The organism is Streptomyces sp. NPDC059582 (assembly GCF_042735715.1).
GTDB lineage: Bacteria > Actinomycetota > Actinomycetes > Streptomycetales > Streptomycetaceae > Streptomyces.
Map to the genome: position 1 here is coordinate 19,450 of NZ_JBHWCC010000031.1, position 13,995 is coordinate 33,444.

The 13,995-nt window shown below is 66.7% G+C and carries 10 protein-coding genes and 2 pseudogenes; 9 read left to right on the top strand and 3 right to left on the bottom strand.

Annotated features, from left to right (window positions below):
* Positions 1-190: 190 nt before the first annotated feature.
* Positions 191-436, top strand: a pseudogene (locus ACFV0T_RS24895) (transposase); the annotation flags it as partial.
* Between the two features lie 268 nt (positions 437-704).
* On the opposite strand, the gene ACFV0T_RS24900 reads toward ACFV0T_RS24895, so the two are convergent.
* Together ACFV0T_RS24900 and hutH are read right to left on the bottom strand one after the other, a co-directional pair.
* Entirely contained in the window at positions 705-2,396 is a 1,692-nt protein-coding gene (locus ACFV0T_RS24900; RefSeq protein ID WP_385783097.1) for an AMP-binding protein, read from the bottom strand.
* Positions 2,397-2,683: 287 nt separating this feature from the next.
* Positions 2,684-4,237 carry a histidine ammonia-lyase gene (hutH, locus tag ACFV0T_RS24905; RefSeq protein ID WP_385783100.1) on the bottom strand — a complete coding sequence of 518 codons (1,554 nt, stop codon included), beginning with the start codon at positions 4,235-4,237 and terminating at the stop codon, positions 2,684-2,686.
* Positions 4,238-4,723: 486 nt separating this feature from the next.
* Here hutH and ACFV0T_RS24910 point away from each other — a divergent pair, with 486 nt between their 5' ends.
* The 4 genes and pseudogenes from ACFV0T_RS24910 to ACFV0T_RS24925 all read left to right on the top strand — a co-directional run bounded on the left by ACFV0T_RS24910 (position 4,724) and on the right by ACFV0T_RS24925 (position 8,037).
* Positions 4,724-5,716, top strand: a complete 993-nt coding sequence (locus tag ACFV0T_RS24910) for a MarR family transcriptional regulator (RefSeq protein WP_385783103.1) — start codon at positions 4,724-4,726, stop codon at positions 5,714-5,716.
* 281 nt (positions 5,717-5,997) lie between these two features.
* Positions 5,998-6,126, top strand: a pseudogene (locus ACFV0T_RS24915) (alkaline phosphatase family protein); the annotation flags it as partial.
* A gap of 52 nt (positions 6,127-6,178) precedes the next feature.
* Complete coding sequence (locus tag ACFV0T_RS24920) at positions 6,179-6,958, top strand: phospholipase domain-containing protein (RefSeq protein WP_385783106.1); 780 nt, start codon at positions 6,179-6,181, stop codon at positions 6,956-6,958.
* A gap of 605 nt (positions 6,959-7,563) precedes the next feature.
* A complete protein-coding gene (locus tag ACFV0T_RS24925) occupies positions 7,564-8,037 on the top strand; it encodes a hypothetical protein (RefSeq protein ID WP_385783109.1) in 474 nt (157 codons plus the stop codon).
* Between the two features lie 104 nt (positions 8,038-8,141).
* Here the strand turns inward: ACFV0T_RS24925 and ACFV0T_RS24930 are convergent, their stop codons facing one another.
* Entirely contained in the window at positions 8,142-8,567 is a 426-nt protein-coding gene (locus tag ACFV0T_RS24930) for a hypothetical protein (protein ID WP_385783112.1), read from the bottom strand.
* A gap of 16 nt (positions 8,568-8,583) precedes the next feature.
* On the opposite strand from ACFV0T_RS24930, the gene ACFV0T_RS24935 reads away from it, so the two are divergent.
* The 4 genes from ACFV0T_RS24935 to ACFV0T_RS24950 all read left to right on the top strand — a co-directional run bounded on the left by ACFV0T_RS24935 (position 8,584) and on the right by ACFV0T_RS24950 (position 13,909).
* Positions 8,584-8,769 (top strand): hypothetical protein, encoded by a 186-nt coding sequence (locus ACFV0T_RS24935; RefSeq protein ID WP_385783115.1) that lies wholly within the window; start codon positions 8,584-8,586, stop codon positions 8,767-8,769.
* A gap of 773 nt (positions 8,770-9,542) precedes the next feature.
* Positions 9,543-9,749 carry a hypothetical protein gene (locus tag ACFV0T_RS24940; protein ID WP_385783117.1) on the top strand — a complete coding sequence of 69 codons (207 nt, stop codon included), beginning with the start codon at positions 9,543-9,545 and terminating at the stop codon, positions 9,747-9,749.
* A 1,134-nt stretch (positions 9,750-10,883) separates the two neighbouring features.
* Positions 10,884-12,155: a nucleotide sugar dehydrogenase gene (locus tag ACFV0T_RS24945; RefSeq protein WP_385783120.1), complete on the top strand. Its 1,272-nt coding sequence runs from the start codon at positions 10,884-10,886 to the stop codon at positions 12,153-12,155.
* Positions 12,152-13,909 (top strand): glycosyltransferase, encoded by a 1,758-nt coding sequence (locus tag ACFV0T_RS24950; protein WP_385783123.1) that lies wholly within the window; start codon positions 12,152-12,154, stop codon positions 13,907-13,909. Before ACFV0T_RS24945 ends, ACFV0T_RS24950 begins: the two co-directional genes overlap by 4 nt.
* Positions 13,910-13,995: the final 86 nt, after the last annotated feature.

A 13,995-nucleotide genomic window follows, 5' to 3' on the forward strand; every position in this document is an offset into this window, starting at 1 on the left:
GTTGCCTGACAGGTCGGTGTCGCGCCGATCACGGTGAGCATGAGTTCGAGTATGGCGGCTCGGTCGGGTGATCACGTCCGGGTAGGCGCATAAGGACAGGGCCCCTTGATGGCTCGGAGGTTGCGACACCGTTCGAGTATCAGGAGGCCCTGTTGTCCCAGTCCGACGTCTCGGTCCCTGTTCCGTCCAACGTGAGGCGGAGCCGACCGCGGCCATCATCGACTCGCAGTCGGTCAAGGGCGCCGCCTCGGTGCCGGCAGCATCACGCGGCTACGTCGGCGGCAAGAAGATCAACGGCAGGCACCGGCATGTCATCGAGGACCGAATCGGCCTGGTCCTGATGGTCCTGGTGTGTGCCGCGCACGTCACAGACCGCGAGGGTGCCCGCCGCATCATGCTGCCGGGCCTGCGGGCACGGTTCCGCACCATCAAAATCGCCTGCCGGACTCGGTACACCAACACCCGTCTGGATGTGCGGTTTTGAGGGCGCGGAGAGGCAAGCACCGAAGCCGATCGGGAGGATCTACTCCGGTGCAGGCAAGTCTCCCTGCGCCCCAGATGGCAAACTCTGTTGGTGAACGGTGCTGCTCTCGCTGGTCTTCACGTCACGTCGTACTCGTGGCTTCCGTCTGGCTGTGACGGGCGGCGGGACGGGCGGTCACACCACTGATCACTCGCCTGGCGCCGCCACTTCCCACCAGACGTCACACCGTCATCTGATCCACCATGCGACCGTCCTTCACCTGAGCGCGGAGAAGGTCTTTACGGACCTTTCCGGTGGCGTTGCGCGGCAGTGCTGTCACCAGTTCGAGCCGACTGGGCTGGTACCACTCGGTCATGCCGCGGGCGGCCAGGAAGTCCCGCAGACCGGACAGAGTGGGTATGGCCGCACCGGGAACGACGACCGCGCAGGCGAGTTCATTGCTCCTGTCATCCAGGTAGCCGACGAGGGCGACATCATGGACATCAGGGTGCGCCAGCAGCTCCGTCTCGACGTCATTGATCGGAATCATGAAGGAGCCGCCGATGCGGTCCGCGGTCCGGCCGATGATGCGCAGGCCCCCTCGACCGTCTGGAATCGCCAGGTCACCAGTGTCGTACCAGCCGTCGTCCACGTCGGCCATCACCCGCAGTCGACCGCTGTCCCGGCCGAAAGTCGCGAGGCACACACCGCCTCCACGGACGAAGAGCCGGGCCGGCTGCTCGGCGGTGGGCGGGGTGTCGGTGTCGGACCGGAAGTCGAGTTCCAGTCCGGCTCCTGGCCTGCCGTCGCTCCGCGAGCCCCACAGCGGCGGATCGTCGCGGCGGGTCCAGGTGTGACCGGGGACCTCGGTCATTCCCCACAGGGTTCGCAGCGGCACGCCCCAGGTCTGCGGAACAGAGGTGACCAATTGGCCGGGAACCGTGGTGGCGCCGCTGAGCACCATGCGCGGCGAGAGCGCCGGCCGGGGCTCCACCTGGGCAGCGGTGACGAGCGCGGTGACGAACGGAGGTGCTCCCGCCAGGACGGTGGTCTCGCTCTCGGCGACGATGTCCAGCGCCCCCTTGGGGTCCCAGACGTCGGAAAGCACGGAGGCGCCACCGACCAGCAGCGGGATCATGATGTTGTACATCAGCCCGAAGATGTGGGTCAGTGCCTGGGTGGTGAAGAACCGGTCTCGGGTGTCCAGCCCCTCCGCGTGGGCTATCGCCGAGGCTCCGGCGTACAGCGTGTTGAAGGTGTGCAGCACGCCCTTGGGCTCGCCGGAGGTTCCTGAGGTGAACAGGACCAGGGCCACCCGGTCGGGGTCCTCGGCGGGCAGCACCCCAGGGAGCGTCCCGGGCTGTCGCTCCCGGGATGTCTCCTCGAAATGGCGGCGGAAGTTCACCACGTCCTCGGACGTCTCGCCCCCGGTGATGACCACCCGGTGCCGCAGCTTCGGCAGGCGGGGCGCCATCTCGGCCACCGCGTCCGCGTACCGTACGTCACCCCACTGGTCGACCGTGACGCACACGCCGGCGTCCAGTCGCGACAGGATGCGTTCCAGCTCGCGGGGGCCGATGGACATCATGACGGGAGCGACGACGGCTCCGACTCGTGCGCAGGCCAGCAGCAGCGCACTGACCTCCCACCAGTTGGGCAACTGCATCGCGACGACCTGCCCTGGCCCGACGTTGAGCTCATGCAGCGCAGCTGCGAACCGCTCGACGTAGTCGCCGAATTCGCGGTACGTAAGTCGACGCACGCTCGTTCCGGCACGGTAAGCGATCACCGCGATGGCTTCGGGTCGTTCGTCTCGCCACTTCTGCAAATCTGCCAGCGGGCCCTCGTTCCGCCAGACGCCCGCGGCGCGATATCTCTGTACTGCGTCCTCGTTCGGCCTCAGCTCGGACAAGATCATCTGTATGTTCCTCATCTCGCGTTCCCGCCCGCCGGCGAACCACTGTGAATCCCCGGCCGATCAATTCCGGGCCGGGCTTGATGAACCTTCTCTTCCGCCTTGCGGAGCTTGTCGGCGGCCGCCCGCCGCTCCACCAAGCAGGGCCCGGCGTAAGGCTGGTTGGAGGGCCGCCGCCGACTGGTCGGCGACCGCCTCGTGGCATCGTCCATGGATGCCTCGAACCCCGAGTCCTCGACGCCGAAGCGACCGCCCGGGTCACATCCCGCCCATGGCGCACCGCTTGAGATCAAGCGTCGTCGCGGTCAACCGGCCATGACCGTGCGGCGGAGGGTGCCGTCCATGAGCAGCTTGGCGATCTGCTGGAACTCTTCGTCCAGGGGGCGATCCTCCTGGACGAAGGGGACGGTGCTGCGCAGGTAGGTGTGGGCACGGGCGGTGAGGGGGCCGAGTCCGTCTGCGCCGATGATGTCCGCGGCCTGGCAGAGTGCCACCAGGTGGATCGCGGTGACCTCGCTGATCAGGTGGACGGCAGTCCTGGCGTGCCGGGCGGCGATGGTGCCCATGCTGACCTTGTCCTGATTGTGCGCCTCGGTCGACCGGGAGAAGGAGCTGACCGGCATGGTCAGATGGAGTGCTTCGGCGGTCAGAGCGGAGGAGGCGATCTGCGCGCCCTTGAAGCCGTGGTGCAGTCCGGCCGCCGGATGGGTGGCCTCGACCGGGGCGATGAGGTTCGCCGGAAGCCCCAGGTTGAACTTCGGGTCCACCAACAGCTGCACCTGTCGGTCCAGGAGGTCACCCACACTGGCGATGGTGGCGGCGAGCGCACCGGCGGCCTGGGCCACATGGCCGCCGTAGAAGTTGCCGCTGTTGTGGACGCTGAAGGACTCCGCGTCGAAGAGTGGGTTGTCGTTGGAGGAGTTGATCTCGTTGGTGATCCACTGCTCGGTCCACGTCAGGGTGTCGCGCAGCACACCGATCACGTGGGGGGCGCAACGGATGGAGTAGGGGTCCTGGATACCGCGTTCGAGTTCCAGGTAGGTGGAGCCCTCGCTTATGCCCTCTCCCCGGAGATCGGCGTCCGTGCCGATCAGGGCGGATCCTTCAAGGATCCGCCTGATGTTCTCCGCACTGGTCATCTGGCCCGGATGCGGCTTGTTGATGTGCGGGAAGGCGGTGAACTGGTCCCTGCTGCTCCTGCGTACCTCGGCAGCCAGTGCCGTGCACAGTTCGGCGCACCAGGCGAGTTCGCGTGCCTCGGTGAACGCCAATGTCAGATAGGCGGACATGAAAGAAGTACCGTTGACCAGGGCAAGGCCTTCCTTGGCCTGCAGTTCCACTGGCTGCAGACCGGCCGCGCGCAGGGCCTCGGCGGCGGGCATCCGCTCACCCCGATAGGTGACGGTGCCTTCGCCGGTGAGCGACGCCGCCAAGTAGCTGAGCGGGGCCAGGTCGCCGCTGGCGCCCACCGAGCCCCGCTCCGGGATCTGCGGCAGGATGCCGTGGTGCAGCATGTCCAGAATGAGGCGGACAGGTTCCTGCCGGATGGCGGAGTGTCCTCGGGCGGCGCTGTTGGCGCGGATCAGCATGGTCGCACGAATGACTTCGTCAGGCGCCACCGGGCCGGTGCCCACACGCAGGAACCGCAGCAGATTCCGCTGCAGAGCCACCGTCTTCTCGGGACTGATCTGCCGGCTGCTGCTGTCACCGAAGCCCGTGGTCACGCCATAGATGGGTATCCCTGATGCGATGAGGTCATCCTTGACCTGAAGGGATTTCTTCATGCGCAGGATCGCGTCCTCCGCCAGGTCAAGCTTCGCTCCTTCCTCTATCACGGAAACCCTGTAGACCTCATCCATGCCCAGATTGTGACCGTCGAGGTGGAGTTCAGGCATCGTGACCGGAGAGGTGTTGTGCATCATGGTTCTCTTTCACTGTGCAAGAAATAGGAATTGCGTGTAACGGTGTGCACGACGGGAGTATGAGCGCGGCGGCGCCTCGCCAGGACGGGACAGGTCCCCTCCGTGGAGGCTTTCCTGTCGTCTTTGGCAGTCAGCGTGGCCTAGCAGTGCTCAGACCGGTGGGCTGGGGCGCCACGTACCCATGAGGGCACCGTCGACGGGCCTTTACGTGATCACGATTCCAAGTGCAGTCACTCGGAAACTCCTATTCGGCCGGCCTGAATGCCTTCGTGCTGTCCACCGGAATCGACGAGCATCCATGACACGTCGTTGTGCCATACATGCAGGTCGGCGGATCCAGCTTCCCCTTGGCTCGATACGATGGCGACCTGATTCGGGCTGGCCCGAAGAACGACATTCCGAAGGGACTCCGCCCAGACCGCCATGACCTACCGCATACACTTCACGGTGCAGGATCTGGCCCGGACACGTGTAGCCGAGGCGCCGATGCCGCTGCATGAGCTGGAACTTGCGGCGCGAGCCCTGCAGAGCCGCAGTCAGCCTGCCCGGCTCGATGCCTGGCGAAACCGTGCTCGCACGCAGCTGTCAGCCCAAGCCCGCATGGCCCTGGCCCTGATGCCGTCCGTGGGATCTTCACCGGACTTCCTCAGTCCCACGAAAGCGGGCACTATCGAGGAGCTGCTGGACCAGATACGCGCCACACCTCCCGAACGCATCAGGTCAGATGTGCGCGAAGCAGCACTGCATCATCCTTCCTTGCCCGCCTGGGCAAGCCGGCTATCAGACGATCCCTCTCTGCTCGCCGAGCTCTGTACGGGGCTCCGGCATCTTCACGCATGCCTGCTGGCTCCACATTGGGCCCAATTCACAGAATACCTGGCGGTCGACCAAACCCTGCGCCTACAGCACCTACTCACCGGCGGCGTCGAACAATTGCTGACCCAGGCCAACCCCCGATGGATGCGATGGAATCCGCCAGTTCTGGAAATCCGAATGGCGAACGGAGCCGAGCGTGACCTTTACCTGGAGGGGCAGGGCCTCCTGCTCATTCCCTCGATGTTCGGCACGCGCGCCATAGTCACCGAATGCCAGACCGTGTCCGTGAGCTATCCCGCCGCCCAGAACCCGCATGAGCTCACCCCCCTCGCTGCCACGCCCGGCCAAACGCGCTCCCCCGGTGTGTCGACGCTTCTAGGGCGGACGCGCACCGCGGTGCTGACCACCATCGCAGAGCACCAAGGCTGCTCCACCAAGGAATTGGCCGCGCGTGCAGGTATCGCAGCCGCGAGCGCCAGCGAACACGCAACCATTCTCCGCGAAGCCGGGCTGGTCCGTTCGCTCCGTCACCGAAACTCCGTACGTCACAGCCCCACTCCCCTCGGTCTGGCACTCCTCAACACACCAGGGGCAGGCTGAGGTCTCAGGGAGTTCTCGTCCTGCAACACCTTTGTTCTGTCGGGGTGTTGGTCCATCGCAGCGGGTGGAGTTGCTCCGGTCCGGTGGAAACAGGCGAGCCGGCGATCCAGGCAGCAGCGTGCGCGAGGCAGCTGATCAAAAGCTCCTGGCGTGCGTCACACCATGCGCGCAAGACCGTACTGTGGACGCTGCGGCCACCATGCCCCTGATCAAGATCACGGCAAGCTTCAAGATCCTGCCCGCTCAAGCCGTCGTCGTGGCTCAAGGCCGACGACACGGTCACCGGGACGACCCGCTCGTGGGACATGGGCCCGCGCGTGCCGCTCTACGTCGTCTCCCCGTGGAGCCGGGGCGGCTGGGTCGACTCCGAGGTGTTCGACCACACCTCGATCGGCATGTTCCTCGAGCAGCGCTTCGGCGTCCAGATCGACGCCGTGAGCCCGCGGCACCGCGCCGTCTCCGGTGACCTCACCTCGGCGTTCGACTTCAAGCACCCCAACAAGCAGCGGTTCCCGGAACTCCCCGACCAGAGCGACTGGGCCGCCTCCGACGCCCACCAGCGCACCCTGCCGGCACCGAAGGCGCCGACCGCACCGGAGCCACTGTTCCAGGAGCGCGGAACGCGCTACTCGCGCGCTGCCGTACGAACTCCACACCGACGCCTCCACCGACCCCGGCGAGGGCACGGTCACCCTCCAGTTCCTCAACACCGGCCACAAGGGCGCCGTCTTCCACGTGTACGACAGGCTGCACCTCGACCGGATCCCGCGGCGCTACACCGTCGAGGCCGGAAAGCGGCTCGCCGACATATGGGACACCATGGCGACGGACTCCGGCGCCTACGACCTCGAAGTCCACGGTCCGGGCGGGTTCTTCCGTTCCTTCGCCGGGACCACTGCCTCCGAGGGCGGCCCGGAGCTCCGGGTTCGGTACGATCGTCACGGCAAGTCCGCCGTCCTCACCGTGCGCAATCCTGGACCGAAGGCGGTCACGCTGCACGTCGAGCCCCACGCCTACCGCTTCTCCGAGCCCCGGACCATCCATGTGCCGGCCCGCGAGGAAGTCGAGCGGCACTGGTCACTGAAGCCGAGCGGTCACTCGTACGACTTCACCGTCACCATGTACGGCTCATCGCTCGAGCGCCGCTTCGCCGGCCGAGTGGAAACCGGCAGGGACGGCATCAGCGACCCGGCCATGGCAGCCCACCTCCAGCGGCCGGAGAATCCCGTAGTCGTCGGCTGACACCGGCCCGGGCTGGGCTGCGGCACCACCCTGCGGCGCCGCGCCCGCGCAGCTCGCAGCGCAACCGTAGAAATGATGGGCGTCGTCTCGTCCCAATTCGAGTGCGGTTCGTGAGGAGTCGTCCCTGCAGATGAACAGGGCGGCGTGCTCCGACGGAGTGCCGGGGTACGCCGCCCACAGCTCTCCCGATGGGCCGAAGCCGGACTCATCCACAAGGTCGGCCCCGGCCTCTACGCCGCCACGACATGGACCTCAACTCCCCTTGCACGACCTGCGAAGAACCCCAATTGCCCGGCCTTGGGTCAAGCCCCCGTGCGCAGCATCCGGAGAACGGGCTGTCGTAGCTTTCCTGCGGGGAGGTCCCGGCGGTGGCGCGCCGCTCGTCGACCTGCTACCCGACGGGCCCTCCGCGCCCGGCTGGCGCCCCGTCCGTGGCTGTGCCACCTTCACCGGGAGGCGTCTATCGCCGTCTTGAAAGTCACACATCGCTGTTGGATCAAAAACGGTGAAAGCCAAAGTCGCTCACGCATGCCAGTGCTCGTGCCGACGTGGGGGTGGCAGGGCCGTAGAGTGGACTTCTCGACAAGGCGGTAAGGGCAGAGGCTGTGGAGATCACCGTCCAGTGGATCCGGACAACCTGGACGAAAGAATCTCGGGGCGGGGATGCTGCAGCTCGAAGGAACGCGTCCCCGGTCGGCTTCACTCTCCCGGATGAGGCAGCTCCCCTGGCACATGTGATCCGCATGCATGAGCGCGACGGTTTCGAGCCCTATGAGAGCCGGGAAGTCCTGAGCAAGGTCGAAGTCCAGCTCCGTGAAGCAGATGACCGACTGCGGGTATTCCCCCGAGTACAGCCGCTGTTTGCCCTACCGCCCCGGAAGCGGCGGCCACCGGGTGTCCGGCTCGCCCCTGGCCAATGGGTCCGCTGGCAGCTCAACTACCGTTTCAGCAGTGCCCTGGGGATTCGGGGCTGGACATACTGGCTGGACACGTTCAACATCGCATACGGCCCGGTGAATGCCGATGTGTTCTTGTCCGCACCCACCGTGTTCATCGATGAGCGCGGACCACTCCGGTAGTTCGAATCGACGTAGTCATCCTGTGCGTCGTTCGGCCGAGTGTCCTGCGCCGGTAGTTCGTCGTCAGAGCTGGCGGGTCCCATCCAAGCCGCCCGGTCTGCTCCTCAGGGCCTGAGCGGACCGCACGTCAACCGGTAGGCCTCCTGGACCCAGGGCTCCTTGGTGTGGGGGTTCACGCCGCAGGCCAGGGATGCGCCTGTATGGCCGAACCAGGTGGTCACGCCGCCGTAGACCTCACGGCCGGGGCAGGTCACGGTAAAGCTCGCGTCGACGGCCTGGACTCCCTCGGCCTCGACGAGACGCCCCGCGTGCCCGAGGGAGTCGACCTTGACGGGGTGGCGCCGACGATCGGCGGACTCCTCTCCCGGAGCGGCCAGTTGCTCGACGTCCCACCACTTGAGGCGCTTGGCGAGCGCGGCGAGGACCTGATGCGCTGATACTCGGTCGTCGCTCGTGCTGACCTGGGCCACTATGTTGCGCACGAGCCCCGGGTCGAACGTGACCCAGCCGTCGCTCTTGCGGACGTTCACGACCGGCGAGACTTCGGTGAGTCGCCACTCCCGGTGTACCGAGGTCCACCGGACGGCCCCGCCCTCGCAGGACGGCGTGGTCGCGGTGGCCTTCGTCTCGGCCTCGGTCGTCCTCCTCGTCGCCGGCTTCCCGGTCGCTGCCGTACAGGCAGCCGCCGACGGCACCACCACGCACAGCAGCGCCACCACCGCCCACCCATGACGTCGTGTCATCCTGCCGCGTGCCATTCGCTGTGGTTCCGCTCGCTCAAGTGCCGGACCCCGGCCGTTCGGGCAATTGGGTCCAAGATCCAGGAGTCTGCGAATATAGGCCCTCTGAACAGCCAGAACAGAGTCCGTGAAGCAGTCGCAACGCACCGGTGCAATGTCCCGGGATGCAGCAGGGCAGACAACACCGCAACCGTCTTCCAGGCCTTGGTCTGGGCGATGCGGCAGAAGTCAGCGCCGAGCCGAAGCGCCCGCCGAAGCCGGATGGACCTCCACACACGCCAGGCCGCTGACCCGCCAACTGTCGCCCAGCCAACGGGCCGTCGGCCCGGGGTGCTGGTAGGCCGCGCCGGCGAACCGTGCACTCCCTTGCCGGGTTCCTGGCCGTCATGACTGACCTCCCGAGCCCGTCGATCCCCCGCACCTCACGGCCGGGAGTGACGTCGCGGTCGAGGTCGGCCCCGTGCACGTGATCGGGCCACATGGGTGCGCCTGCCGTCCAGTTGCTGTTCGAGTACTTCGTAAGCCCAGGTCACAGCCAAGATGTGACGGCCGATGTGGGAGTCGCCTCTCCGGGAGAGCGTCACGGTGATGGGAGTCCGAAGCGGCGCATGCGCATCATGACGGGACCGCTCCGTCATCGGCCTCGCGTGCTTCTACTGTGTCCCTGTAGTTGCCCGGGACGGTCCCGGGCTCGGTGAGGGGGGAACAATGGAAAAGACCTGGTTCGAAGCGGTGTTCCGCAGGAGACCGCATCCAGTACTTCGCGTGTTGGGCAACCTGCTGATCAGCTCGGTCCAGGTCTACTGCGGGATCTACGTGATCACACAGTTCCACAGTGCGTGGCGGTGGCTGGCCGCCCCGATGGTGCTCCTGGCACTGGTGTTCACCGGCCGGGGCGTGGCAGTGGCGGTGCAGGATCTCCTGCGGCGCGGTGCCGCGCCGTCGCCGTCGCCGTCGCCGTCGCCGGAGTGACGCTTCGTCAAGGGCGTCGTTCAACGACGCACCCGAGCCGTGCTCCGAGGGTTCCTGTCCCCGGGGGGCCGTCGATCACCCAGAACTCATGGTCGGGCCCGTGGTCGGCCTTACGGCCCGTGCTCGGGCTCGTGGCCAGACGTGTACTCGGCCTCCATGGCGATGACCGGGACCCCGCGGGCGCCTCCGCTGTTCAGCTGCGGCGCCTCAACAGCACTGAGGGGAAACTCGGTTACTGCTGCGACAGACACCTGCGGCAGTCGGGACAGTGCCGGCCGTCCTCGGGCAGCACGTCGTCGTGGTAAAGGTTGTCGGCCGCCCAGCACGAGACCGACCGCACCGCTCGCACAACTCCTCCGGCTCAGGCGGCTCGGACTCACGCGCCGCGGGCAGCTGCGCCACCGCCGCCGCCTGGCCCCACACCGCTCGCTGATGCTCGAGCTGTTCCTCGCGTCAGCGGCCGCGTACGTCATCGTGTGCGCGCCAGGCGTCGTAGTCGCCCGGGTCGGTGAGCGCGCTGTCGAGGCTCTCCCACCGGCCGTGCACCAAGCGGCAACGGGCCGGGGGATCCGCGTGCGGGCCGCGCAGCAGAGGTCGCTGTCACGTTCGCCTTGAGTCCGTAGGGCTCGTGAAGGTGGTCCTTGAACCGCTCGGAGTGCGGGTTCACGATGTCGTCTTCGATTCCCAGCATTACGACGCCATTGGTGCCTTCGGCGCCGTACGCACCGTATTTGAGCATTTTGATGCTTTTCGGGATAGTTAGCACCTTCACGCCTGTCAGCTCTAGGTCTTTGTCCGAGATGTCGCCATCGCCGTCGAACAGGCTCCACTCGTAGCTGCCGGCGCAGCTCCGGCGAATGCCCGGATGCCGGACAAAACCTCACCTCCCTCGCGTGCCCGTGCCGCGGGGCGAAGCGGAACTGGCGACTTCCCTTTCGTCGGAGCGGCCGCGGATCAGGCACCGCTACACACGTCGCAGCAAAAAGGTTGTACATGCACGTAGGTGATGAGGAGCACTCGTGTGAAGGTGGGAAGTGATGTGAATGTTTTGTTAGCCTCCTGACTCCTGATCGATTGTGTTGACCGGCGGGACGACTGTCGTCAGCGTCCGCCTGGGGGTATGGGGACGGTGTCGTGAACAGAACCACCACGGTGGATCTCGTTGTCGTCGGACTTGGCTATGTAGGACTGCCGCTGGCCCGCTCGGCCTCCGGGGCCGGGCTGAAAGTGGTCGGTCTCGACCGCAGCCGGCGGGTTGTCCAGGGGCTGAACTCCGGCAGGTCGCACGTCGATGACATCACCGACGCCGAGGTCGGCACGATGCTGGAGCAGGGCTTCGAGGCGGTCGACCAGGCCGACGTCATCGCCGGCGCCAACGCTGTCGTCATCTGCGTCCCGACCCCCCTGACCGAGCACGGTTCGCCCGACCTGGGCGCGGTGCACGCGGCCGTCGACGACATCGCAGCACATCTGACTCCGGGCACGCTGGTCGTGCTGGAGTCGACGACCTACCCGGGCACCACCGAAGAGGTCGTCCTGCCTCGCCTGCAGGCCGGCGGTATGCGAGTCGGGACGGACTTCCACCTGGCCTTCTCGCCCGAGCGCATCGACCCGGGCAACGCCAGCTACGGTCTGGAGAACACACCGAAGGTGGTCGGCGGCGTCACGCCGGACTGCACCAAGACCGCACGCGCCCTCTACGAGCGCTTCGTCGGGCGCGTGGTGGAGGCAAAGGGCACGCGCGAGGCCGAGATGGCCAAGCTCCTGGAGAACACCTACCGCCATGTGAACATCGCTCTCGTCAACGAGATGTCGATGTTCTGCCGTGAGATCGGCGTCGACCTGTGGGACGCGATCCGCTGCGCCTCCACCAAGCCCTTCGGGTTCGCGCCCTTCTACCCCGGTCCGGGCGTGGGTGGCCACTGCATCCCGATCGACCCGAACTACCTGTCCTACAAGGTGCGCTCTCTGGGCATCCCGTTCCGATTCGTAGAACTCGCCCAAGAGATCAACCACCGCATGCCCGTGCACGTCGTCAACCGTGCGGCGGACCTGCTCAACGACCAGGGCAAGCCGGTCCGTGGCTCCCGCGTCCTGCTGCTCGGCGTGACCTACAAGCCCGACATATCCGACCAGCGGGAAAGCCCGGCCCTTGCCGTGGCCGAGAACCTCCGCGACCGCGGCGCCGAACTCGTCTACTTCGACCCTCGTGTGGCGCACTGGACGGTCTCCGGGACCCCGGTGGAAAGAGCGGACGACTATCTTGCCGCCGCCGAGTCGGCGGACCTCACCGTCCTGCTTCAGCCGCACCGCGAGATCGACCTGGACCTGCTGGCAGATCGCGCGCGCGTACTGTTCGACACCCGCGGCCGCTCCGCCGACCACCCCCGGGTGGTCAAGCTGTGAGCACCGACCACACGTACATACCCGGGGCCGTCGACTCCGGTGGCCATAGGGCGCACCGCAAGCGCCGGCACCTGAAGGTCTCCTACTTCGTCTTTCTCGTCCTGGCCGGGCTGATCGCCACCCGGCTGGACGCGGGCTCCCTGCACATCTACTCACTTGGTGCCCTGGGCCTGCTGAGCCTCAAGATGTTCGGTGCCCTCTTCTACCGGCCGGCCAAGGCCGGGCGGGAGGAGCTGGAGTACCTGGAGAGCACCTGGGTCACCGCGGTCATCCCGATCTACAACGAAGACCCGGTGATGTTCGAGCAGGGCATGCGCAGCCTTCTCGCGCAGAGCCGGCTCCCCAACGAGGTCCACATCATCGACGACTGCAGTGTCGACCCGGGCGGTATCCGGGCGGCGAAGAAGCTGCGCCGCGAGTTCGAGGCCAGGGGCATCAAGTACACGGTCAGCGTGCAGCCGGAGAACAAGGGCAAGCGCGAGGCGCTCGCCCTCGGCTTCGAGGCGGCGCCGTACTCGGACATCTTCCTGTGCGTGGACTCCGACACGATCCTTTCCCGGGACACGGTCCGCGAACTTCTGCTGCCGCTCGCCGACGAGCGCGTCATGGCCTCCACCGGAATGGTCCTGGCGCTCAACCACGACAGCAACATCTTCACGCGTCTGCAGGACCTCAGGTACGGCAACTCCTTCCTCTTCGAGCGTGCCGCGTACTCCCGTCTGAAGTCCGTGCTCTGCTGCTGCGGAGCGCTGTCCGCCTACCGGGGCACGCTGGTGCGCAAGTACCTCCCCGACTTCCTCAACCAGCAGTTCCTGGGCAAGCCGGCGGTCTTCGGTGACGACCGCCGGATGACCAACTACTGCCTCATGGAAGGGCAGGTCGTCTTCCAGGAGACCGCCGTCGGATACACGGCCGTGCCCGAGAAGCTGCCGCACTTCCTGCGACAGCAGGTCCGCTGGAACAAGTCCTTCTTCCGCGAGTCCCTGTGGGCCTTCCGGCACCAGAAGAAGTACCGCCCGGCCTTCTGGCTCACGTGCATGGAACTGGCGCTGTGGCTGGTCTTCGGCTCGGCGATGTTCTACTCCATGGTCATCACCCCGATCCTGCACCCGGACCGGTTCATCGCCCACATCGGTGACTACCTGGTCTTCATGGTGCTGATGGGCTACCTCCGCAATGTGCGCTACCTCGACTTCCCGCGCCGGGGCATGGGCTTCATCAAGCGGTTTGGCATGTTCCTGCTGGCCCCGCTCTACGGCGTCATCCAGCTGACCCTGCTCACCCCGCTGCGGTTCTACGCTCTGCTCACCCTGCACAAGGGGAGCTGGGGCACCCGGCAGGCCGGCGTCGAGGTGTCCGTGCAGGGCGCCGACGAGGCCGACGTCACGGAGATCTTCGAGGAAGAGGATCCCTACTCCGACAAGAAGGTCACCGACACCCTGCAGCTCATGCGGCTGGAGGGCACCGCCCTGCGGCGCACGGCGCAGCGGGTGGCCGCACCCCCGATCCCGTCCCAGCCGCAGCCGCTGCCCGGCTACGACCAGCAGCACGCGCACACGCCCCAGCAGCGCGTGTCGTGGGGCACTCCGGAACCGGCCGCCGCCCCAGGACAGCAGTGGCAGGACTTCCAGCAGCAACAGCAGTGGCAGGGCGGTGGTCCGCACGACCCGTACCACTCCGACGCCGGCCGTCAGGGCCAGTACGCCGATCCTTCCTGGTGGCAAGGCGACAACGAGCCCGGACAGGACAGGTAGGCACTTGAGGGGGGCTTGAGCGGCCGGGGGACATACCCCGGCCACGGCTTGACGCAGGTCTCGATCCTTCGGTTCTCAGGGGTCGA

What these genes read in the sequence shown, in the direction of transcription:
- ACFV0T_RS24910 (WP_385783103.1), top strand. Translation starts at nt 4,724, where the DNA reads ATGACCTACCGCATACACTTCACGGTGCAGGATCTGGCCCGGACACGT.
- hutH (WP_385783100.1), bottom strand. Translation starts at nt 4,237, where the DNA reads ATGGATGAGGTCTACAGGGTTTCCGTGATAGAGGAAGGAGCGAAGCTT.
- ACFV0T_RS24900 (WP_385783097.1), bottom strand. Translation starts at nt 2,396, where the DNA reads ATGAGGAACATACAGATGATCTTGTCCGAGCTGAGGCCGAACGAGGAC.